Source organism: Bacillus sp. FJAT-29790 (assembly GCF_019039215.1).
Classification (GTDB): Bacteria; Bacillota; Bacilli; order Bacillales; family Cytobacillaceae; genus Cytobacillus.
Window position 1 is genome coordinate 23,609 of the sequence record NZ_JAHNZZ010000004.1, and the last position, 22,723, is coordinate 46,331.

Annotated in this window: 25 protein-coding genes; 17 read left to right on the forward strand and 8 right to left on the reverse strand. The window is 40.4% G+C overall.

The genetic code is table 11. From position 1 onward, the window contains the following. Window positions 1-261 precede the first annotated feature (261 nt). From ybaK to BGM26_RS18855, 7 genes are all read left to right on the forward strand, one after another. Window positions 262-741 (forward strand): Cys-tRNA(Pro) deacylase, encoded by a 480-nt coding sequence (gene ybaK / locus BGM26_RS18825; protein WP_217041820.1) that lies wholly within the window; start codon window positions 262-264, stop codon window positions 739-741. 251 nt (window positions 742-992) lie between these two features. Then, window positions 993-2,096 carry a PRK06851 family protein gene (locus tag BGM26_RS18830; RefSeq protein ID WP_217041821.1) on the forward strand — a complete coding sequence of 368 codons (1,104 nt, stop codon included), beginning with the start codon at window positions 993-995 and terminating at the stop codon, window positions 2,094-2,096. A gap of 51 nt (window positions 2,097-2,147) precedes the next feature. Continuing rightward, complete coding sequence (locus tag BGM26_RS18835) at window positions 2,148-2,657, forward strand: hypothetical protein (RefSeq protein WP_217041822.1); 510 nt, start codon at window positions 2,148-2,150, stop codon at window positions 2,655-2,657. 468 nt (window positions 2,658-3,125) lie between these two features. After that, window positions 3,126-3,788, forward strand: coding sequence for a DNA alkylation repair protein (locus tag BGM26_RS18840; protein WP_217041823.1), 663 nt, complete (start codon window positions 3,126-3,128; stop codon window positions 3,786-3,788). 32 nt (window positions 3,789-3,820) lie between these two features. Further along, on the forward strand, window positions 3,821-4,885 hold the full coding sequence (locus tag BGM26_RS18845; RefSeq protein ID WP_217041824.1) for a PQQ-dependent sugar dehydrogenase: 1,065 nt from the start codon (window positions 3,821-3,823) through the stop codon (window positions 4,883-4,885). Window positions 4,886-5,099: 214 nt separating this feature from the next. Next, the gene (locus BGM26_RS18850) at window positions 5,100-5,822 is read left to right on the forward strand and encodes a Crp/Fnr family transcriptional regulator (RefSeq protein WP_217041825.1); all 723 of its coding nucleotides are present in this window, start codon (window positions 5,100-5,102) and stop codon (window positions 5,820-5,822) included. A gap of 131 nt (window positions 5,823-5,953) precedes the next feature. Continuing rightward, a complete protein-coding gene (locus BGM26_RS18855; protein WP_217041826.1) occupies window positions 5,954-6,397 on the forward strand; it encodes an SRPBCC family protein in 444 nt (147 codons plus the stop codon). A 114-nt stretch (window positions 6,398-6,511) separates the two neighbouring features. Here BGM26_RS18855 and bshB2 read toward each other — a convergent pair whose 3' ends face one another. The 5 genes from bshB2 to BGM26_RS18880 all read right to left on the reverse strand — a co-directional run bounded on the left by bshB2 (window position 6,512) and on the right by BGM26_RS18880 (window position 10,956). Continuing rightward, window positions 6,512-7,177, reverse strand: a complete 666-nt coding sequence (gene bshB2, locus BGM26_RS18860) for a bacillithiol biosynthesis deacetylase BshB2 (protein WP_217041827.1) — start codon at window positions 7,175-7,177, stop codon at window positions 6,512-6,514. 98 nt (window positions 7,178-7,275) lie between these two features. After that, window positions 7,276-7,620 carry a YojF family protein gene (locus tag BGM26_RS18865; protein ID WP_217041828.1) on the reverse strand — a complete coding sequence of 115 codons (345 nt, stop codon included), beginning with the start codon at window positions 7,618-7,620 and terminating at the stop codon, window positions 7,276-7,278. Between the two features lie 168 nt (window positions 7,621-7,788). Further along, entirely contained in the window at window positions 7,789-8,625 is an 837-nt protein-coding gene (gene pdxK / locus BGM26_RS18870) for a pyridoxine/pyridoxal/pyridoxamine kinase (RefSeq protein ID WP_217041829.1), read from the reverse strand. Between the two features lie 304 nt (window positions 8,626-8,929). Beyond that, window positions 8,930-9,625 (reverse strand): response regulator transcription factor, encoded by a 696-nt coding sequence (locus BGM26_RS18875; RefSeq protein WP_217041830.1) that lies wholly within the window; start codon window positions 9,623-9,625, stop codon window positions 8,930-8,932. A gap of 389 nt (window positions 9,626-10,014) precedes the next feature. After that, a complete protein-coding gene (locus tag BGM26_RS18880) occupies window positions 10,015-10,956 on the reverse strand; it encodes a c-type cytochrome (protein WP_217041831.1) in 942 nt (313 codons plus the stop codon). 721 nt (window positions 10,957-11,677) lie between these two features. On the opposite strand from BGM26_RS18880, the gene mobA reads away from it, so the two are divergent. From mobA to BGM26_RS18910, 6 genes are all read left to right on the forward strand, one after another. Further along, window positions 11,678-12,292, forward strand: coding sequence for a molybdenum cofactor guanylyltransferase (gene mobA, locus BGM26_RS18885; protein WP_367949367.1), 615 nt, complete (start codon window positions 11,678-11,680; stop codon window positions 12,290-12,292). 139 nt (window positions 12,293-12,431) lie between these two features. Further along, the gene (locus tag BGM26_RS18890) at window positions 12,432-12,896 is read left to right on the forward strand and encodes a molybdenum cofactor biosynthesis protein MoaE (protein ID WP_217041832.1); all 465 of its coding nucleotides are present in this window, start codon (window positions 12,432-12,434) and stop codon (window positions 12,894-12,896) included. Next, window positions 12,889-13,122: a molybdopterin converting factor subunit 1 gene (gene moaD / locus BGM26_RS18895; protein ID WP_217041833.1), complete on the forward strand. Its 234-nt coding sequence runs from the start codon at window positions 12,889-12,891 to the stop codon at window positions 13,120-13,122. Before BGM26_RS18890 ends, moaD begins: the two co-directional genes overlap by 8 nt. Window positions 13,123-13,190: 68 nt before the next feature. Then, window positions 13,191-14,210, forward strand: a complete 1,020-nt coding sequence (locus BGM26_RS18900; RefSeq protein ID WP_217041834.1) for a MoeB/ThiF family adenylyltransferase — start codon at window positions 13,191-13,193, stop codon at window positions 14,208-14,210. A 506-nt stretch (window positions 14,211-14,716) separates the two neighbouring features. Next, entirely contained in the window at window positions 14,717-15,004 is a 288-nt protein-coding gene (locus BGM26_RS18905) for a YwdI family protein (protein ID WP_367949368.1), read from the forward strand. Window positions 15,005-15,028: 24 nt separating this feature from the next. Further along, window positions 15,029-15,400 carry a DUF423 domain-containing protein gene (locus tag BGM26_RS18910; protein WP_217041836.1) on the forward strand — a complete coding sequence of 124 codons (372 nt, stop codon included), beginning with the start codon at window positions 15,029-15,031 and terminating at the stop codon, window positions 15,398-15,400. Window positions 15,401-15,458: 58 nt separating this feature from the next. Here the strand turns inward: BGM26_RS18910 and gerQ are convergent, their stop codons facing one another. Together gerQ and hemQ are read right to left on the reverse strand one after the other, a co-directional pair. Next, complete coding sequence (gene gerQ, locus BGM26_RS18915) at window positions 15,459-15,947, reverse strand: spore coat protein GerQ (protein WP_367949369.1); 489 nt, start codon at window positions 15,945-15,947, stop codon at window positions 15,459-15,461. 176 nt (window positions 15,948-16,123) lie between these two features. Then, the gene (gene hemQ, locus BGM26_RS18920) at window positions 16,124-16,870 is read right to left on the reverse strand and encodes a hydrogen peroxide-dependent heme synthase (RefSeq protein ID WP_217041837.1); all 747 of its coding nucleotides are present in this window, start codon (window positions 16,868-16,870) and stop codon (window positions 16,124-16,126) included. A gap of 452 nt (window positions 16,871-17,322) precedes the next feature. On the opposite strand from hemQ, the gene pta reads away from it, so the two are divergent. Continuing rightward, window positions 17,323-18,300 carry a phosphate acetyltransferase gene (gene pta / locus BGM26_RS18925; RefSeq protein WP_217041838.1) on the forward strand — a complete coding sequence of 326 codons (978 nt, stop codon included), beginning with the start codon at window positions 17,323-17,325 and terminating at the stop codon, window positions 18,298-18,300. Window positions 18,301-18,607: 307 nt separating this feature from the next. Beyond that, window positions 18,608-19,447, forward strand: coding sequence for an octanoyl-[GcvH]:protein N-octanoyltransferase (lipL, locus tag BGM26_RS18930; protein WP_217041839.1), 840 nt, complete (start codon window positions 18,608-18,610; stop codon window positions 19,445-19,447). A 211-nt stretch (window positions 19,448-19,658) separates the two neighbouring features. Here lipL and BGM26_RS18935 read toward each other — a convergent pair whose 3' ends face one another. Continuing rightward, complete coding sequence (locus tag BGM26_RS18935; protein WP_217041840.1) at window positions 19,659-20,393, reverse strand: RsfA family transcriptional regulator; 735 nt, start codon at window positions 20,391-20,393, stop codon at window positions 19,659-19,661. A 315-nt stretch (window positions 20,394-20,708) separates the two neighbouring features. On the opposite strand from BGM26_RS18935, the gene BGM26_RS18940 reads away from it, so the two are divergent. Then, the gene (locus BGM26_RS18940; RefSeq protein WP_217041841.1) at window positions 20,709-20,933 is read left to right on the forward strand and encodes a YuzB family protein; all 225 of its coding nucleotides are present in this window, start codon (window positions 20,709-20,711) and stop codon (window positions 20,931-20,933) included. Between the two features lie 296 nt (window positions 20,934-21,229). Continuing rightward, window positions 21,230-22,522: an HD domain-containing protein gene (locus BGM26_RS18945; protein ID WP_217041842.1), complete on the forward strand. Its 1,293-nt coding sequence runs from the start codon at window positions 21,230-21,232 to the stop codon at window positions 22,520-22,522. Window positions 22,523-22,723: the final 201 nt, after the last annotated feature.

Consider the following 22,723-nt stretch of genomic DNA (forward strand, 5'->3'; position numbering starts at 1 on the left):
AAAAGCAATGAAAACTACCACTCGCTTTAACAGAAATAAACAAATTCGCCTTTGCGTATTTGCGCCCAGATTTTTACCTTAGCTTGCTCGATAAATTCCTTAAAAAATCTGAGGCATCCGCGGGAGGCTAACATTATTTAGCCTAGGCTTAAACCCCCACTGAATTGGATATCTGTTTGCATTCATCTCGCTACTTATTGAAGTGGAAGACTTCTGCTGAATAATGTTAAAATAAAGGAAAATCTCGTTAGGGGTAAGGACATGGCTCAAGGGAAAACAAATGCAATGCGCATGCTTGATTCGAAAAAAGTCGATTATGAATTAATCACCTATAATAGTCTTGATGGGAAAATTGATGGGATATCTGTTGCAGAAAAAATAAATAAAGATCCTAAAGCGGTTTATAAAACACTTGTTGCCCAGGGAAATAGCAAACAGGTATATGTGTTCATCATTCCTGTAGAAGATGAATTGGATTTAAAGAAAGCGGCAAAAGCAGCTGCCGAAAAGAAAATAGAGATGATTCCCGTCAAGGATATTCAAAAGCTTACAGGCTACATCCGGGGCGGCTGTTCGCCTATTGGAATGAAAAAACAGTATTCTTCATTTATTGATGCACAAGCTTCTGACTTGCAGAAAATTGTCGTAAGCGGCGGCAAAATCGGCGTTCAGATTGAAATGGAGACGGAGAGTTTAAAGCAAGTTATTCAAGCCAAACTGAAGGACATCATTAAATCTTAGAAAAAAGGCAATTTGGAGTGATGAATCGCAATGATTCGATCACTCTTTTTTATTGGCTAATTTCGTAAAGTTTGTTGCTTTTATAATGTGAAATTTATCTAGTAAATCAACGGGTAAACTTTGTAGGCTAAAGCAACAATATATGCGAAAACAGCCTTTTTATTATGTTTAGGCTTTCACCCAACGGTTCTTTCGCGCATATGGTAAAGGTGAAAGCATATTCAGGCAATGAACGGGAAGGACGTGTAATAGTGGCTGGGAAAATAAAAAATTACTTTGCCGGCGGAAATACGGCTCGCGGATTTTACAGCTTGTACGATTCCAACCTGCAAGGATTAGAACGCTTATTCATTTTAAAAGGCGGCCCGGGAACAGGGAAATCTTCACTCATGAAAGCAATCGGCTCGGAATGGGTGGATAAAGGATATGACCTGGAATTCTTGCACTGTTCCTCTGACAATGCATCAATTGACGGTATAATTATTCCCGCCCTAAAAGTAGGGATCGTTGATGGTACGGCCCCTCATGTTATTGAACCGAAGGCACCAGGAGCGATTGAAGAATATGTCAATCTTGGTGTGGCATGGGATTCTGAGGCGCTTTCCGAGGAAAAAGAGAAAATTCTACAGTTAAATCAGGAAATAAGCCAGAAGTTTGAAACTGCGTACAGCAAACTGGCTGACGCACTGAAAATTCATGATATATGGGAAAAAATCTATATTGAAAACATGGATTTTCGGAAGGCGGATCAATTAACAAACAAATTTTTACAAACTTTTTTCGGAAATATGAATCTGAACAAACAGTCAGATATCCGGCATCGTTTTTTAGGAGCCGCGACTCCGGTTGGTGCGGTGGATTTTGTGCCCAATCTGACAGAAGGGATTCCAAAGCGGTATTTTATAAAAGGCCGAGCGGGTTCAGGCAAATCAACCATGCTGAAAAAAATAGCCGCTGAGGCGGAGAAACGCGGATTTGATCTTGAGGTTTATCACTGTGGGTTTGACCCTCACAGTCTTGATATGCTTATCATTCGTGAACTTGGCCTTGCGATATTTGATAGCACCAGCCCTCATGAATATTTTCCGGATCGAGACGGGGATGAAATTATCGATATGTATGAAATCATCGTTACACCGGGAACGGATGAGATTTTTGCTGAACAGATTCATGAGATCAGTCAGCAGTATAAAGCAAAAATGCAAGAGGCGATTTCCTATCTGGCACAGGCAAAAGCCCAGCGTGCTGAATTAGAAAAAATCTATATAAACACAATGGATTTTGAATTGGTCGACCGCTTGAAAAACGAAATCCGAGCGGAAATTTCCCGAATGTCAGAACAAACACCAAAATAGGCGACAGGCATGCATTAGATGGAACTGCATAATGAGAGGAGATTAAAATCGATGGATTTTAGATATTTTCCGTATTCATTCCCTTCAAATGGAGAGGGGTCTATATTTGATGAGAGGGTTTTCCCAGGTGGAGGTTTTGGTCCGCCGGGTCAGCCTTCAGGAAGCCCTTTAGGAGGTCCTCCAGGTTTTCCGCCGGGTCAGCCTTCAGGAAGCCCTTTAGGAGGTCCTCCAGGTTTTCCACCGGGTCAGCCTTCAGGAAGTCCTTTAGGAGGTCCTCCAGGTTTTCCGCCAAGCGGGGTCGAAGGTCCGCCGTCTTCACCGCCACCATCCTTTACCCCACAGCTGCAGCAACAATCGGTCTCCATGTTCGCAATAGATCCAGGGGCAATCAGGGGCTGTTTGTACCGTAATACTTTTGTCTGGCTCGAAAATGGCCGCAGCTTCTGGTTCTACCCGACATTTGTCGGAAGAAGCTCCGTAGCTGGCTGGCGCTGGAGAGGCTTTCGCTGGGCTTACTACGGGACGGACCTGCGAAGAATTCGTTCTTTCCGATGCTTTTAATTAAAGGAAAATAAAAGGCGGCCTCTTTGGCTGTCTTTTTACCTCCAATAGATCTGAAATAGAAACTAGTTGGGCACACCTTTCACCCTTATGATTCATTGTCTAAGTCAAAATCATTTTGTCTTAATGAAGACAACCACTATGGAAAAAGATCAATAGCTTTATTTTGAATAAAATGGTAATATTATGGTGAAGGAGAGATGCATTTAATAGGGTATGTGCTCATCTTTTGTGGCGTTTTACTTGGATTTGGCTTCCTGATCGACTGATGGGAATAAAAAAAATGGTCACGGAAATTGTGATCCAGAAGAAAGTGCAAAGCATGTTTCAGAGTCAGAAAAGAGTGTACATCGAATCACATATGCATAACATTAAAAATGACTACACCAATGATCCATTTTAAATAAGACGCATGACTGCAATAAGGACAGTGATGCTTTTTTGACATGAAAGAAGGAGTAGAAAAAAATGAATCTAAACTTAATCACTGAATTATTTGAGCAGCATCGTGATAAAGAAAAGGCTATTCCGATGGAAAACTACATGAAAAACCATTTTCCTTTTCTCGGAATAAAGTCTCCTGAAAGAAAGAACCTCATGAAGCAGTTTTTTCAGGAGAGCGGGATTTTAAAGGAGGCTTTCCATCAGGATTTCGTACTCGCCTTATGGGATAAGGAAGAAAGAGAGTATCAATACGCAGCGCTTGATTATATCGAAAGGTCTTTAAAGAAATTGGACAAGCAGCATCTTGCGCTAATGGAAAAGCTAGTTAGCACAAAATCTTGGTGGGACACGGTTGATTTGCTTGCTTCGAAAGCAGTAGGGACAATTGCTTCAAACCATCCGGAGGTTATCGGGGAATCGATAGGGGGCTGGGCTTACGGAGATCATATGTGGCTGAGCAGAACGGCCATCCTTTTTCAGCTGAAATACAAAGAGCGAACAGATGAAGAGATCCTTTACCGCTATATTTTACAGAATAAAGTGAGTAAAGAGTTTTTTATCCAAAAGGCAATTGGCTGGGCACTAAGGGAGTATTCCAAAACAAATCCAGATTCTGTAAAGAGATTTATTAAGTCTAACTCACTCCCGAGTTTAAGCGTGAGGGAAGGCAGCAAATATATTAACTAAAATCTTTTATTAATTAGGATGGGAGGATCTAAATGAAACTCGCTTTAGGGGTAATTTGTCTGGCCTTTAGTTTTATCTCGGGATGTTCGGGTAAGAAGGAAATGGAGAATATGGAAGCAAGCATTCCATATTCACAACCGGAAGTTATCGTAGATGAGCTAGAAGTCCCTTGGTCCATCGTTCAAGCAGACGGCACCTATTATATCACTGAAAGACCTGGCCATATTGTGAAAATAGAAGAGGGCAAAAAAGAACGCCAGAAAGTCATTCTTGAAAAGGAGCTTGCTACTGCAGCGGAGGCGGGACTACTCGGCTTTGTACTTGCGCCTGATTTTTCGAAAACAAATGAAGCTTTTGCCTATTACACATATAAGGACAGCTCTGGGCAGTTTAACCGTATTGTCGTCCTTCAGCTTGATCATGGTGTTTGGAAAGAAAAGAGACTGCTGCTAGATCGAATTCCTAGCGGTCAGTATCACCACGGCGGAAGGCTTGAAATTGGGCCGGACAGTAAGCTTTATGCGACAACGGGAGACGCCTCATTTGAACCGGATATTGCACAAGATGTTAAATCTTTAGGCGGAAAAATTTTAAGAATGAATCTAGATGGATCTGTTCCAAAAGACAATCCTTTTCCTGGCTTATATGTGTATAGTTACGGCCATCGCAATCCACAAGGTTTGGCTTGGGGACCAGACGGGAATTTATATGAAAGCGAGCACGGTCCGTCCGCAAATGACGAAATCAATCAAATTCAAGCTGGCCATAATTACGGCTGGCCTGTTATTAAAGGGAAGGAAAAACAGGGTGGTATGGAAGTTCCGCTATTTACCTCAGGGGATGCTCAGACATGGGCTCCGTCAGGTATGGTGTTTCATGAAGGTAAGCTGTATGTGGCAGCATTAAGGGGGTCCATGGTTATCGAATTCAACCTGAAAACTGGCGAAACAAGAGAGGCTATTACAGGCTTAGGGCGAATAAGGGATGTTTTTATTAATGGAGAGTATCTGTATTTCATCAGCAATAACACCGATGGACGCGGGAATCCGCTGAAAAGGGACGACAAGCTTTATCGAATTCCTTTAGATATTTTCTAAATGATTGTTGTTTTTAAATAGGTTTTATATGAAGTTGATTGGAGCGGAAATCAACTACACCTCTTTTGGGTTAAATAGCAACAAAGTTTACGAAAAAAGCCTAGACTTTAGTAGACGGATGATCAGGCAGGTGTGAAAAAAATCACATTCCCCTGTGGAAGCCTCCGATAGAATATAAATATGGGGTGAAATACTAATGAGGTGGGGGAAAAGCATGAGCAGCCAAAAAGTAGATCTGCAGCCGCATATAGAGGAGTTTTTAGGGAAAATAGAAGTATTTAAAAATCTTCCAAAATCATCTATACAGTTACTCGATAAACGAATCGTAAAAAAGGATTATAAGAAGGGCGATCAAGTTATTTCGGAGTATGAAGAGGCAAAAGGAGTATACTTTGTTCATTCAGGCATCGTGAAGCTTACGAAACAGGATGATCAAGGGAATGAAATTATCGTTTGTATTAAGAAAACAGGTGAAATCTTTGCGGAAGCATGCTTGTTCAATGCCGAAGCGAAATGCTATCCAGCAACAGCCACCATGCTTCAGGAAGGAGAAATTTACTTTTTAAATACGGATGATTTGGAACAGGAGCTCCTATTGTCCCCGGAAATGGCTGTTCAGATTATCCGCTATATGAGTGCATCGCTTCGTGATATGACTTCGATTTTGCGGGATATTGCGCTTCTCGATGTTTATATGAAAACGGTTCGAACGCTAGAACGGCTAGCTGACAAATTTGGAGCGAACCGCTGCAATAAAATGTATATCGAGCTTCCCATCACAGTTCAAGAATTCGCTACTTTAGTAGGAACCTCCCGCGAAAGTGTCAGCAGAGTTTTTTCAAAGCTAAGAAAAGATGGAATTATCGAAATAAACGGCAAGACCATCATCATTAAAGACTGGTGTAAATTTTGTTCGTTGTTCAATCAAAAACCATAAACCTGAAAAACAGAATTCCGGTTGGGCGAATTCTGTTTTTTTAATATAATATGGCACAGGCACCACTCGAATTTTATCGAATGTAAATGAATGGGTGGCTTTTTGCCGAAAAAATACATGAGGTGCAAAGAATGGCTGATTTTCGTTCAAGTGTCATTATTTATAAACCAGTTAAGGAAGTATTTAAGTATCTGGCCGGTATGGAAAATGCGCATGAGATAATGCCGAATGTCGTCGAAATGGAAAAGGAAACAGCAGGTGAAATTGGTAAAGGGACTAAATTTAGGGAAACGAGAATGGTAAGAGGCAAGAAAATAAACGCAGAAATTGAATATGTGCAATATAAACAGGATCAATCCTTTACATCGAGAAGCAACTCGAACGGATTAATCGTCGAGTATCAATATGTGTTCCATGAAATTGAGGAGGGGACACAGGTAGAGCTGGCGGCATATATCAAAACAAGCGGCCTAGTAATGAAATTAACAAAGGGCCTGATCGTGAAAATGATCAAGCGGGAAGACGGGAACCAGCTTCAGTATTTAAAGGAAATGCTTGAAGAGGATGAAAATTAAGGATTTGCAAATAAAAGCAGTTTTTCGCATATATAAGAGAAAAACTGCTTTCTATTTCTATCAAATTCCACGTCAAAATTCAAAAAGAATTCGAATTTCTCCCTTAGGAACTAATTAGAACGGATAAACCCAAAAACGTTCATTATGAATACGTGCCATAACCCCGGGATCTTGGTTTCTAAGCTTTTCTGCCATTTCCGTAACCATAAGCTGGGTTTGGGAAACATGCGCCTTAATTGCGGCGATTTTTTGATCTGCGACAGCACTGACGTTATTGACAATATCTGCTTGGCCAATCTCTTCCTCACAGTTATTAGAAAAGGCCACACAATGAACCTTCGGGCGCCTTGCTTCCGACATTTCCTTGACAGCTCTAATCACGGCTGCACCACATGCGTCATGGTCGGGATGTACGGAATAGCCCGGGTAAAACGTGATAATTAATGAAGGATTTACTTCTTCTATAATCGAGCGAAAATGGGCGGCAACTGCAGCCTCATTCTCAAATTCCACAGTTTTATCGCGGTAGCCCAGCATTCTTAAATCGTCTATTCCAAGGATGTTTGCGGCATCCTGCAATTCCTTTTTACGAATGAGCGGCAATGTTTCTCGGGTAGCAAAAGGAGGATTACCCATATTTCGCCCCATTTCTCCTAATGTCATGCAGGCGTATGTGACAGGTGTCCCATTTTGTGTATATAAAGCAATCGTTCCCGAGACGCCAAACGCTTCGTCATCGGGATGGGGGAAGATGACAAGTACATGTCTTTCTTTTTCCATGGGGGTTTCTCCTTTCATGATTAAAATTTCACCAAGTTTTGATTAAAAGAAAACGCTGGTAAATAATTGTTGGGCTAATTGCGGAAACGGTTTACCCGCTAAAACGCTGTTTCACTTATTTGCAGTGCGACTGCAAGCTTGCCGTTAAAATCATGACCGGCTAAAAGCAGCCGTCCTTTATCATCAACTTCAAAATGAGTAATCCCTTCCGCATAAACCCAGCCAAAACTCATTTTAAGGCCTACTCTAAAAGGGCCGTTCCCAGTTATTTTTCCATGCTCGTATTGGAGGATGGCATTCCGAATATAAGCACCTGATGAGAAAAAGGATTCATCGAAATGAGAGGCATAAGCCCCGTTTGTTGTCTCCAGATGGATGTATACCTCTTTATTTGCAAGGCGATCCAGCTCTTTTTGTACGTGTTCTTTATTTACAAGCTCCATATTGAACCTCGCCTCCTCTCTGTTAATATTCCCGCTTAGTATTCGAACTTCTATCTTTATCAATATGATTTTACTAAAAAAGGAGACTAAAAGCGAAACTGGCGTTTTAAAAAAGATTATCCTGATGAAAAAACAGAGCCGTGGGGCCCTGTTCAAAATGAATAATTATTATTGAACCTGTTCCGTTTCTAATCGGCCTGTGCCAAATTGGCGATAAGCCCCGTGCATAGCTGGTCCAACATATTGGTTTAATTTAAAGCCATGCTTAATTGCAGCAGTAATGAGAATCTTCGCTGTCTCTACAGCTTCCAATACCGTTTTACCTTTCGCGAGCTCAGCTGTGATTGCTGCAGCATACGTGCATCCTGCTCCATGAGTATAAGTCGTTTCAATACGATCGCTTTCGAGCAATTTGAAATCCTGACCATTAAACAGCAAATCAACTGCTTTCTCATGCTGTAGCTTGCTGCCGCCTTTAATGAGAACATTTTTTGCACCAAGCTCATGGATCTTAACCGCGGCTTCCTTCATATCCTCAACTGTCTTAATCGGTCCAGTTTTGGCTAATTGCCACGCTTCAAATAGGTTAGGCGTCACGACGGTGGCACGCGGAACTAGGATTTCTCTTAGGGCATCAGCTGTTTCAGGATGTAGGACTTCATCCTCCCCTTTACAAACCAATACCGGGTCGATGACCACTCGATCAAGCTTATTTTCATCGATTACCTTGGCGGCTAGTTCGATGATTTCAACCGAACCAAGCATGCCCGTTTTTAGAGCATCAATACCGACTGATAGGGCTGTTTCCAACTGTGCCTCAAGAGTTTCGATCGCAATTGGAAAAACGTTGTGGTTCCAGTTGTTTTTAGGATCCATCGTTACGATCGTTGTAAGAGCAGTCATTCCATATACCCCAAGCTCCTGGAATGTTTTTAAGTCAGCTTGAATGCCTGCGCCTCCGCTTGTGTCTGAACCAGCGATTGTTAAGACCTTCTTCATTGTCATGTACAAGTTCCTCCTCGACGTTTTGCTTATAAATTAGATAGGATTGTCTACTTTTTTAAATTATATCAAGAAACACTTTATGTACAAACTTTAATTTTCAGCTATTTCATATGCAATAATAGTGGTTGATGGAAAATGGAGAGAATTGACAAGATGAAGATGATTGGGTAATTAAGATTAATAAAAGTGGCGATGTATATATTAATAACAAATTTTTGTTTCAGGTGCTTAACTTATTGAGTTAAGCGCCTTTATTTTTTCTGTTTAATTATGGGCACACCGTAAATCGCAAAGCTTAAATATTTTAGGAGGTTTTGAACTTATATCCGATTCCCCTGACCGTTTGGATAAAGGGGAAATCTGAATAAAAGGCAATTTTCTCCCTTAAATGCTTTATATGGACGTCGATGGTTCTTTCGTTAATTATTTTTTCTTCATTATTGTAAATGGTAGTGATAATCTGTTCTCTTGTTAAAACTTGATCGGGGTGAGTCATGAATAAGTAAAGTAATTTATATTCAAACAGGGTCAAGGCAAGCTCTGCATCCTGGTATTTTGCGATGCCTACGATCGGTTTTAGAGTCAGCCCTCTGTAGCTGATTTTACTGCATCTGTTTGCTGTTCTCCTTAACACAGTTTCTACTCTCACAATCAATTCTTCAATACCAAAAGGCTTTGTCACATAGTCATCTGCACCCAATTTTAACCCTTCAATTCTATCTTTTTCTGAATGGTTTCCTGATACGATAATGATCGGTACATTGCTAATTAATTCATTTCGAAGCCATAAGCAAATTTCTTTCCCGCTTATACCGGGTAGCATGATATCTAGAATAATAAAGCAAGGATCATGTTTTAAATATTGCTCTTTTGCCTCAAAACCATCAGCCGCTTCTAAAACCTCAAAACCTATTTTCGAAAAAGACATTTTAATAAGTTTCCTGATTCGTTCTTCATCTTCTATGATAAGAATCGTTTTACCTCGTAATTTCCCAATCAAAAGTACCACAATCCTTTATGTGAAATTTTAGAGCAATAAATAACCTGATAGCTGGTTATTATTATATAGAATATAGTTGCTGAATTCCGTTTTTTAAAGATCATTTCACTAAAAAGACAAAAACCCGGATTGACCGGGCTTTTGATAAAGGCTGTTTTCGCATATACTGTTGTTTTAGCCTTGAAAGTTTGCCCGTTGATTTCCGCTGCGGGCACTTGCTTTCCGCGGGGAGCGACGGGAGCCTCCTCGGCGTTACCGCCTGTGGGGTCTCCCGCTTCCCTCTAGTCCCGCTGGAGTCAAGTGCCCTCCGCTCCAATCAACTCAGATTATTAAATAAAAATCACATTATAAAAGCAACAAACGTTACGAAAACAGCCTTGTTAAAAAACTTATTTTTTCGCTGGATCCCCATTTTTCTTTCCTGCAAGTGTTTCATATGCTGCATCATCAGGAGCGTCTCCATTAGGCCAGTCATAGATTTTATCAGGGAAATCAGGTCGTTCCTGGGAGTTGATATAGGCTGCAATATTCATGGCTTCTTCATCGGTTAGCTCTCCAGGTGAATACCCGCCCATTGGAACTTTTGGCATATACTCTTTTATAAACCCGGCAGATGTTCTCAAACGTGACATCCCAGCTCCTATGTTGTAGGACCCGTCTCCCCAAAGTGCTAAACCATCGGCTGCATCAGATCCATTCGCATGGCAGGTTACACATGATTTATTATAAATTTCTCTTCCATTTTCAATATCAACATTCATAATATCGGCTTCTGACCTTTTTAATTTCGCCCAAGGCCTTTCTGTTGTTCCATCAGGTACATTTTGCGAAATATATTCATAAAAGGCGACCATTGCTTCCATTTCCTTTGAATCTTCAGGTAATGGTTTTCCATTCATACTTCTTCGAAAACAACCATTAATCCGATTTTCAAGTGTAACTTCTTTTCCGGCTCTAGGGTTATACTGTGGATAGGTTTTTGAAATTCCGACAAGGTCCAGAGGCGCTTCATACCCGCCATTTGCATGACAGCTTGCACAGCTTAATTTATTTCCTACATATCCATCTAATGCTGAGCTCGTTTCAGTAGCATATTTATAACCAAGTTTAATCAAATCTCCTTCTTCTCCATCAGGTACCTCATCTAAACTCGGAGGAGGATAAGGATGGTTAGAGGTTTCTTTTATTTGCTCTTGTTTAATTGGTGATGGTTTCTCTTTGTCTAAAGAAATCTCTTTTTCTGGACCTGAAACGAATAAATAAGTAATCCCGAATCCGACTATCAAAGTGGAAACAATTGCGAGAATAGATAATAGATAAAATTTCCTCATTTTAATCTCCCTTCCTGTGTCAAAAATGACAATCACTCATTTCCGTCCTCAGTATAAAAGGAGATTGTTAAGATTTGATTAAAAACCCACGCTATTAATTCGAACAATCTGTGAACACCTTATTTTATTAATTAGGTTTGAACCTTTTGTGAAAAATCTGTCGTTTTCTTGGATTCACCTGTCTATGAGTGATAATTATTACTGCTTAATCACTGCCGCTGGATTCATTCTAAATATTAGAAGGGAAGAGTGTGTTCAAGTACATGCTTGTCACAGTTAAAAGAGGTATACTTATGTTATCGAAGTGTGAAAAATATTTTAACAGGATCTCTATTTTTACTTAATTTAAATAGTATCCATTCTGGTTTTTTTAAAAGGCTATTTTCGTAAAGTTTGTTGCTTTTATAATGTGATTTATTAATCTGAGTTGATTGGAGCGGAGGGTACTTGACTCCTCGAAAATGCTATCGCATTTCCTTCGTGCGTGGGCAGATTCAAGGATGTAAATTCAGTATCCTGCGGGAATAGAGGGAAGCGGGAGACCCCACAGGTGGTAACGCCGAGGAGGCTCCCGTCCCTCCCCGCGGAAAGCAAGTGCCCGCAGCGGAAATCAACGGGCAAACTTTTAAAGCTAAAACAACAATATATGCGAATACACTCTTTTTAAAAAAAGGGCTTTGGAATTCTGGAGTAATGGAGAGGCCCACTATGATTCGGGCAGGTGAAAAAATTGCGGGCAACAGGAATTATTATCGCTGGCGGCAAGTCAAGCAGGATGGGGACAAATAAAGCATTACTTAAAATAAACGGCAAAACAGTTATTGAAATAATAGCTAAAGAGCTTGAAAAAACAGTCTCTGACATAATCATTGTTACGAATACATTTGAAGATTATCAATTTCTTGGTCTTCGTATGGTTGAAGATCAATGGAAGGGTATGGGTCCGCTTGCAGGCATTCACGCGGGGTTAGAATTATCAAGCACTGATAAAAACCTTATAGTCGCCTGTGATATGCCTTTTATATCTTCAGAGATAGGAAAAGACTTACTCAAACTTTTAGAAGATTACCAGGCTGCTGTACCGCGAATCTCTGGACAGCTTCACCCTTTGTTTGCGGCCTATCGAAAAGAAGTACAAGGTGAAATTTGCAAATCCTTAGAAAGACAGCAGTTGCAAATATGGAAGTTCTTGCAAAGTGTGGATACTAAGATTGTCACGGAAGATGATCTTAGAAAGTTGGATCTTCCTTATAAAGATCATCACTTCTTCAACATGAATCATCCGGAGGAATTCGAAGCGGCATTAAAGATGAATTCCGATATTCAAAATAAATAGGGTTATAGATTTATACCCGATCGTGAAGGAATGGCCTGGAAAAAAGTAGAAGCTATTGGAAGTGGCTAAACAAATTTGATATCGTAGTTATTAACATAGGCTCTTTAGCGGGGCTAAAAAGATTAGGCGGGGTGATAAAATGTACTACGGAATTTCAAAGGAACCTATTGTTATCCAAGAAGTGATTGATAAGGTCGTGCAGCGTGAGGCAGGGGCGATTACGACGTTTATTGGGACAGTTAGAGAACTAACGCATGGCAAGAAGACGTTATACTTAATTTATGAGGCATATGAGTCCATGGCAGTAAAAAAGCTTGAACAAATCGGAAATGAAATTAAGGAACGTTGGCAAGGGGCTGAAGTGGCGATTACTCACCGCGTAGGGAAGCTTGATATTACGGATATTGCGGTTGTCATCGCTGTTTCCACTCCACATCGTCCAGATGCATATGAAGCCAATCGATATGCGATCGAGCGTATTAAGGAAATTGTTCCGATTTGGAAAAAGGAGCATTGGGAAGACGGACAAGAATGGATTGGAAACCAACTGGAAACAATTGCATATCCAAATGGAAAACCGGAGGAGAGTGACTTAAATGAATAAGATTTTATTTTTTGCTCATTTGCGGGACGCGGTCGGTGAAGAATCAATCATGTTAGATGTAAAAGGCAAAACGGTCGCTGAACTTAAACAAATCATTTCGGAAAAGTTTGCAGCATTTAATCTCGAAAATGTCATGACAGCTATTAATGAGGAATTTGCCGAAAATGAAGAAGTAATTCAAGAAGGGGATGCAATTGCTTTTATTCCTCCAGTCAGTGGCGGTTAATAAGGAAGAAAGGGTTTAATTTCTTCCAAGGAAGAAAGGATAAAATTCTTCCGTAAGGGGGTTTTTCTATGTATGAAAGGTATTCCCGACAAATTTTGTTTCCGCTTATCGGAAAAGAGGGTCAGGAAAAAATTCGGTCTAAGCATGTTTTAATGATCGGAGCCGGAGCCCTTGGATCAGGAAGCGCTGATATCATTACTAGGGCAGGAATTGGCAAACTGACCATCGTTGACCGTGACTATGTGGAGGAAAGCAACCTTCAGCGGCAGCAGCTTTATACGGAGCAGGATGTCGAAGAGAAAATGCCCAAGGCGGCTGCGGCGGCAAAACGGTTGCGAACCATTAATTCTGAGGTCGATATTCAATCTGTTATTACGGATGCTACGCCGGAAAAGCTAGAAGAACTCGTTCAGGGCGTTGATTTAATCATGGATTCAACGGATAATTTTGAAACGAGAATGGCGATCAACGATATTTCGCAAAAACATCATATCCCATGGATCTATGGCGCTTGTGTTGGCAGTTTTGGCATGAGTCTCACCATTATCCCAGGGAAAACACCATGCTTGAACTGCTTGCTCAAGAAAATCCCGATTCAGGGAATGACTTGCGATACTGGAGGAATAATCGCTCCTACGGCTCATATGGTGATTTCCCATCAAACGGCAGAAGCTTTGAAAATACTAGTTGAGGACTGGGATGCTGTTAGAACCTCTTTTGTTAGCTTTGATTTATGGAGAAATCAATATACTAGTATGAAGGTATCGAGAGCAAAGGATGAAGGCTGTTTATCATGCGGAGAGAATAGGACTTATCCATACCTTGATAGTGAGAATATGGTGAAATCTACTGTTCTATGCGGAAGGGATACTGTTCAGATTCGTCCGCCTAGCCAGCAGGAGATTCAACTAAGTGAACTCTCCAGGCAATTAAAATCACTTGGCTATAAAGTAAAAGGAAACCCGTATTTAATCTCTGTTGAAATGGAAGAACAGCGACTCGTCATATTCAACGATGGGCGGGCATTGATTCACGGGACGAAAGATATGATGCAAGCGAAAACCATTTATCAGCGTCTGCTTGGATAAAAATTTAGCCTCGACCATTTTTTAATAGGTCGGGGCATTTTTTGCTTTTACTTTCGTATTTTTTATACAGGAATAGACCCAATTCGCTAGAAAACGCTATGTTTCACGTGAAACAGTCATCAATTGGCAAAATGCGCGTTAGTAAGAAAGGAAGTGAATCGCTTGAATCGAATTTTCTGGCAGATTCATGTATAATGATACGGAATAAATAGGGGAATGATTAGAAAATGGTGTCAAAACGAATCGACTGTTTTAAGTGTAAATTTTTTTACGTTACATGGGATAATAGACTTCCGAAAGGCTGTAGAGCCTTTGGGTTTAAAACCGCTCGGATGCCTTCTGCAGAAGTATTACGGGCATCTGGTCAGCCTTGTTTGCGTTTTGAGAAAAAAGGCGATTAAAAGAAGTTATTTTAGTCATATCAGAATTTATCGCTTTGCAGTTAGATAACTGTCTAGCTACAGTGCCTGTGCAAGGCGCTTACGCTTTTCTAATTAGAGGTGAAAGTGTTGAACATTTCCGTACAGAAATTGCTAGGGAAAATCGAGATGGAGCTAAAGGAAGCAAAGGATAGCACAACAGCTGCGCGAATGCGAGAGAGAGTCCATGCGATCAAGTCAATGTGTGAACTCATTCTGGAGGAGCAGGTGACCGAAAGCGGATTGAAAACCACCGCTTCAATGGATACATATACTCCCCCAACCATTCAACAAATTCAGCCTGCAAGTATCCAGCAGCCAAAGCGCTTGCAAATGGAGAATGAGGCGAATGGGGATTCATTGTTTGATTTTTAATAAGGAAATGAGAGGGAAACTTAAATGAAGATCTTTATCATTCTAGGGGCTGTGAATGCCTTTTTATCTGTAGCTTTGGGCGCATTTGGGGCTCATGGGCTTGAAAAGTCAGTTGAACCGAAATATTTGGAAATCTGGAAAACAGGTGTCAATTATCAAATGTTTCATGCCATAGGCCTGTTAATCATTGGGGTGTTGCTTGGCAAATTGCCGGCAAGCACTTTATTATCTTGGTCGGGCTGGTGTATGTTAATTGGCATCATCCTGTTCTCCGGCAGTTTATATGCGCTAACTTTAACCAAAGTCGGAGTACTTGGAGCGATTACCCCACTTGGCGGCATCTCCTTTTTAGCTGCGTGGGTATTATTAATCATTGCATCTGTTAAATATTTATAGCATCAAAAAGAGCTTTGACGATTTCATTTGTCAAAGCTCTTTTTGAAGAATGCCATTATTAGCGCGGTGAATACTGCGAAAGTCCAGCTCCTCCGACAAAACCTGGATATTCATATTCAATTTCTTCCTCAAAGGTTACATAGTCCACATAGACCATTGGAATTAAGTATCTCATACCTGATTGCGGATCACTTAAAATCAAATGATCCCTGCCTGCCGCTTCAATGAGGCCTTTAAATATTTTTGCATTCCACTCTCGATTATTTTCGAAGGTTGTGTATACTGTAACAAGCTTTCCTTTGTTTAAGCGAAGGATGTTCTCAATATAGGACTGCTCGATTGGAAGCATACCGGGGATTTGCGGGCCAGATGAAGTGGTTCCAGCTGTCGGCATCGTGGCGCCAGGTGGTGGCATTGTTGTAAAGGCAGGCTGGGTCCCATATGGTGCCGTTGCGCCAGCTCCCCCTGTATATGGCTGCTGCTGATAACCATAATAAGGTGTCGTTCTGTAATCAATATACTGATTATTATAATTAGGTTGACTCACTTTTTTCCCTCCTAAAAATCAAAATAATAGCGAAAAGCTATCTTACAAAAATGATATGACCTAAAAGAAGTGGATAATAACTCGCTATTTCATAAGTATGTAAGGGCCTGTTCTTTTATGACTTTTGCATAAAGAAAAAACTCCCAGCCTTAAGAGGGATGGGAGTTTTGAAAAAATTAGTTCACATGTAAAAATTGGTTTACTCGGTCTTCTTCAAGCAGGTTTCCAACAAAGAATGATCCGAATTCACCGTAGCGGGCGCTTACTTCATCAAAGCGCATTTCATAGACAAGCTTTTTAAATTGAAGAACATCATCAGAGAATAATGTAACGCCCCATTCGTAATCATCGAAACCAACTGATCCGGTAATGATTTGTTTAACTTTCCCTGCGTATTGGCGGCCGATCATGCCATGACTGCGCATCATATTACGGCGGTCTTCCATCGGAAGCATATACCAGTTGTCATTGCCTTGGCGGCGTTTGTCCATTGGATAGAAGCAGACATGCTTTGCTTTAGGCAAAATCGGGTAAAGACGAGCAAGAATTTCTGGGCTTTGGTATGGATCCTGATCGGATGGCAAGTAGTTGCTTAACTCAACAACAGACACATAGGAATAAGCAGGAACGGTATATTCTGCTAATTTCGTTTTATTGAATTCGTTTTCAATTTCGTTTAGTTCTTCCAATGTTGGTCTTAAAATCATCATCATAAAATCAGCTTTTTGGCCAACGACTGTATATAATGCATGGCTGCCTTTTTTCTCGCTTTGAGCCGAGTTCCACTTTTCAACAAGGGATAAGAATTCATGGATGGCTGCTTGGCGCTCATCGCTCGATAACATCTTCCATGTCGTCCAATCAATTGCGCGGAAATCATGTAAACAATACCAGCCCTCGAGCGTTTTTGCTGCTTCACTCATTACGATCACTCCTAATATGTACTAAAAATCACACCATTACTATAACATAGTTTCTCCTATTAACGTCTGAATAACACTTGAAAAATGGAAATGAAATCCGTTTAATATGGCGAAATTATGGATAAATTGTTACATGATCCACAACAACCATATAGAGTTTTACGTCACTATCTACTAAAGCTAAACTATAAAGGTTAACTAGTCTATTTTAAAAATAGGTTGGTTATACTGACTGCGTTGGTATAGCTCTGTCCTCATTTCCTTCATGCAAGAAGTCGAATTATTGCTTGAAAATTGGAAAAAACCGAAAAGAAAAACATTTCTGCTGGAAACGTTGTCAATGATTTAATTCCTTGAATTTTTAACTAGGTGGGGTATTCTAAGAATGCATAAGCTCGAGGTAAAATCGAGAAAATCGTATATAAAAACACGTAACTTAGAGGAGGATATGTATGAGTGATTTATTTTCAGTATTAAAAGAAAAGGTGAATGGCCAAAATTTAAAAATTGTCTTTCCAGAAGGAATGGACGAGCGTATTCTTGCAGCGGCAGGGAGATTAGCTGCTGAAAAAATAATTACCCCTATTCTAATCGGAAATAGTCAAGCGATTGAAGCAAAAGCAAAAGAAATGGATATTTCCTTAGAAGCTGCTGAAATTTTCGATCCAAGCAATTTTGCCATGATCGATGAATTGGTTGCTGCTTTTGTAGAAAGACGAAAAGGGAAAGCGACAGAAGAAGACGCCCGAAAGATTTTGCTTGATGAGAACTATTTCGGAACGATGTTAGTTTACACGAATAAAGCTGATGGGCTTGTGAGCGGTGCTGCTCATTCCACAGCAGATACCGTACGCCCGGCGCTTCAAATTATTAAAACAAAAGAAGGCGTTCGTAAAACATCTGGTGTCTTTATCATGGTTCGAGAAGACGAAAAATACGTCTTTGCCGATTGTGCGATTAACATCTCTCCTGATAGCCAAGATCTCGCCGAAATTGCGATCGAAAGTGCGAAAACAGCGAAAATGTTTGATATTGATCCGCGGGTTGCCATGCTAAGCTTCTCAACGAAAGGATCGGCCAAATCTCCGGAGACAGAGAAGGTCAGCGCTGCTGTTCAAGAGGCTAAATTAAGAGATCCTCACTTAACTCTAGATGGAGAATTTCAATTTGATGCGGCATTTGTTCCTTCGGTTGCTGAGACGAAAGCGCCAGATTCTCCGATTAAAGGAGATGCCAATGTATTTATTTTTCCGAGCCTCGAAGCCGGAAATATTGGGTATAAAATTGCCCAGCGACTCGGTAACTTTGAAGCAGTAGGACCGATTTTACAAGGATTGAACCGTCCTGTAAACGATCTATCTCGCGGATGTAATGAAGAGGATGTTTATAAATTAGCATTAATTACTGCTGCACAGGCATTAGAAAAATAAGATCTATTTCAGAGAGTCAGTCATCCTAATGTCTGGCTCTTTTTTTTCGTTTTTTTAATTGCTATAATTATTTTTGAACTGAAGTCGCTGATATAAAGCAAAATTCGCTGATATATTTAAAATATCGCTGATATAAGCAAAATTCCGCTGATATATTTAAAAATACGCTGATACGGCTACAAAAGTCGCCGTTAAAATAGCTAAACTGGTCAATACATTGAAAATGAATCACTAAAAAGTTGAAATTAAATTAATTTGGTCCGAAAAAAGGATGATTTTCACCTTTTTTTACAAAGGGGATTAAAAAATGAACGTGGTACCTGATTTATTACAGCAAGATCAATGGAGAGTCATCGATCAATCCGCATTAGCCGTTCATCTGTCTGCTTTGCACTCATTCGGGATGGACGATACGTTATGTGCGTCAGTCGGAGGCGGCACGGCTTCGCCGACAGCGCGAGCCTGGGTTCATCATGACACCATTGTTTTAGGAATCCAAGATACGAAGCTCCCTTTTTTGGAGGAGGGGCTGAATTATATAAAAAGTCAGGGCTATCAGGTCATCGTTCGGAATTCCGGAGGCTTGGCAGTTGTGCTTGATGAAGGGGTACTCAATCTGACGCTTATCTTCCCTGAGCGTGAAAAAGGCATTGATATAAATCGCGGATATGATGCCATGTGGATGCTGATTAAAGAAATGTTTTCCGATTTTAATAAAGAAATAGAAGCGAAAGAGATTGTCGGATCTTATTGTCCGGGAAGCTATGATTTAAGTATTGGTGACAAAAAGTTTGCAGGAATCTCGCAAAGACGGCTTCGCGCTGGTGTTGCAGTGCAAATCTATCTCTGCGTAAATGGAAGCGGGAGTACTCGGGCAGAATTGATCGAGCGGTTTTATTCACTTTCAAAGAAAAATGCAGAAACGAAATTTGACTACCCTGATATCAATCCAGCTGTGATGGCCTCCTTATCTGAATTATTGCAGATAGACCTTTCTATTCAGGACGTCATGTTTCGCTTTTTACATGCTTTAAAAAATAAATGCAATCATCTATTTACTGGAGAGCTATCCTCGGATGAAGCTGCTTTATTTGAGGCTTATTATGATCGCATCACAGAGCGGAATGAAAAGATATTAGGTGATTAAGAAAAGCGGAAGTGCCTTAGGAACAATCAAAAAGCAGATTGTTCCTGTGATGATTATGCTGCCGAATCGTTCCTTGTGGAGCTAGGCAGTGAACAATAACGAAAAGCCGATAACCCAATGGTTACGGCTTTTCTTAATCGAGGATTGTTGCCTTCTCCTTCTCCCATTTAGGGAGTTTTTATTTATATTTGCCTGTGATCCGTTTGTCCTGTTACTCTGCTACTTTCTCTAAGTTCCCGTTTCTGTCCATTTTAAATTTAGTGGCTGGTCTTTCCTCTTCTTCAAATAGTACAAGTTTGCGGGCGCGGTTCATGATTTTCATCAAGGTCTCGTAATCTTCCTGAATGGTTTCGGTATTTTGTTCTAAATGCCCAATTTTTCCTTCTAACTCTTCGTTTCGGCTCTTAATCTGCGCATTTTCACGTTTCAATCTTTCATTCTCATGTTTTAATATATCCAATTGAATACTCGAGTGATTTAAAGTTTGTAAGTATGAAATAACACGGTTAAGCGTTAAATCTGTGCCACCAGTATAAACTGGCTCCTCCTGATATACTAGAAGTGCTTCAGTTTCGATGATTTCTTCATTGTTTGCTGGTTCCTCAAATGGAAGGGCAGGTGCATCCAAAGCAATAGCTACGGATTCAACTTCCTTAATGGTTGGTACGGGTGGTGAATATAATAGCTTTTTCTTTCCACCCTGATCTTTTCCGAGGATTCTCTGCCTTTGCTTGCGCTGCTTTTTAGCTAGTGAAAGTGCTTTTTCATATTGATGCCTGACAACGGCATTCCAGCGAAATCCGCAGGCTGCAGAAGTGCGATCCAGCTTATCTCCTACCTCTTCGAAAGCGTTTAATTGGGTACTGCCTTCTCTGACATGTCTCAAAACGGTTTCTGCTAGTAATAAATCATTTTCATCAGTCCATGCATCTTGACGAACTTTCATTTTCTCAACCCCTTATTTAATTTACATTTTTATGCCTTAGTCAAAGGATGGACAATTAGGGAGAAATTTATACAAAATGATTAAAAGGATAGTAGATTTTTTATTCTTCTTTTATTTTCAGTAGATAGGTATTGTCATTCATCAAGATTCGTAACATGTACATGATATGTTTAGACTTCGGCTTGCATTAGACGCAAAGAAGCTGTAAAATACAGCAAGAGTCGACTGTATAGGAATTGTAAGCATCGGCCAAACTTTAACACGCATTTTAAGGAAAATAGATAATATAGACCGCAGAAAGGGTTGTAATCATATATGGCAAACGAATTTCGTGTTTGCGACGATTGTCAGGCCGTTAATTTAAAGACATTAATCCCTCGTTTAAAGGAAATTGATCCAGAGGCGAAGGTGGAAATAGGATGCCAGTCTTATTGTGGGCCGGGCAGAAAGAAAACATTCGCATTTGTGAATAATCGTCCATTAGCCGGCTTAACAGAAGAGGAATTAGTAGAGAAAATTAATAAAAAGCTGAAAAAGTAAAATCACCTTTGATCGTTGTCCTAAGGTGATTTTTTATTTGCGCAAAGGAGTGGTGCTTAGCTATGTTGAAACGGAGCACGCCAATTAAGTGAAAGCACCCCTTAATCAAGTGAAAAAAAACGATATTTGAGCGAGAATTCTCTAGAATCAAGCGGAAAAAATGATAATTAAGCGGAAAGTACCTTTGTTAAAGCCTTCATACAACGCTGTTTCTGTCGAAGTGTCGGAATTTCTATAGTGAATTGAGTCGAAAATCGGGATATAATAGGGAGAAGAAAGAAAATCGGAGGAAAAAGGTGGCATATCCGGTGAAGAAGTTACGTGAAGAGAAAGTATTTAAAGATCCCGTTCACCGTTATATTCATGTGAGGGACAAAGTAATCTGGGATTTAATCGGCACGAAAGAGTTTCAGCGGCTTAGAAGAATAAAGCAGCTTGGAACAACCTATTTAACCTTCCACGGGGCAGAACATAGCCGCTTTAATCATTCGCTCGGTGTTTATGAGATTATTAGGCGAATTGCCGACGATGTTTTTAATGGAAGGCCAGAATGGAATGAAGAAGACCGACTCCTCTCCTTATGCGCCGCGCTACTCCACGATTTAGGACATGGTCCTTTCTCACATTCCTTCGAAAAAGTTTTTGATTTGGATCACGAGCATTATACAAGGGCTATTATTCTCGGAGAAACAGAAGTTAACAAAGTACTTCTTACAGTAAGTAAGGATTTTCCTATAAAAGTAGCTGAAGTGATAGCGAAGACTTCGAAAAATAAACTGGTAGTTAGCCTTATTTCAAGTCAAATCGATGCGGACCGGATGGATTACCTGCAAAGAGACGCCTATTTTACAGGAGTTAGCTACGGTCACTTTGATATGGAACGAATTCTGCGTGTTATGCGACCGCGGGAAGATCAGGTTGTCATTAAGCAGAGCGGAATGCACGCTGTTGAGGATTATATTATGAGCAGGTACCAGATGTATTGGCAAGTTTATTTCCATCCAGTTACCCGAAGTGCGGAAGTGATTCTGACGAAGATATTGCACCGGGCTAAGCATCTGCATGAACAGAACTATTCATTTAAATCCCATCCTATTCATTTTTATTCCTTGTTCAACGGTGCAATTACACTGGAGGACTATATTCAGCTCGATGAAGCAATTATTCTTTATTATTTTCAAATGTGGCAGGAGGAGAAGGACACGATCCTTCGAGATCTTTGCCGCCGATTTATGAACCGGAATCTTTTTAAATATGCGGAGTTTGATCCTGCTAAGGAGTACAAGAAACTTGCTGAGCTTTCTATTTTGTTTCAAAAAGCTGGTATTGATCCTGAATATTATTTAGTTGTCGATTCTTCTTCAGATCTTCCCTATGATTTTTACAGGCCGGGAGAAGAGGAGGAGCGGCTGCCCATTCATTTGCTTATGAAAACTGGGGAGCTTCGTGAACTCTCACGAGAATCACAAATTGTTGATGCGATTTCAGGAAAAAGGAGAACGGACCATAAACTGTATTACCCAGCCGATTTTCTGAAGGATGCTACATCCGGGCCGAAAAAGGAAATACGGAAGCTATTGGAGATTTAGTGCTGTGTTTGAACACAAAGCGATTCCACGTGTCTATCAACAACACTATTTAACACAGCCTTTTATTTAGACTGTTTTCGTAAGCTTTGTTGCTTTTTTAGTATGAATTTATATAACTATCTGAGTTGACCTACGCTGCGGGCACTTGACTCCTCGAAAATGCTATCGCATTTCCTTCGTGCGTGGGCAGATTCAAGGATG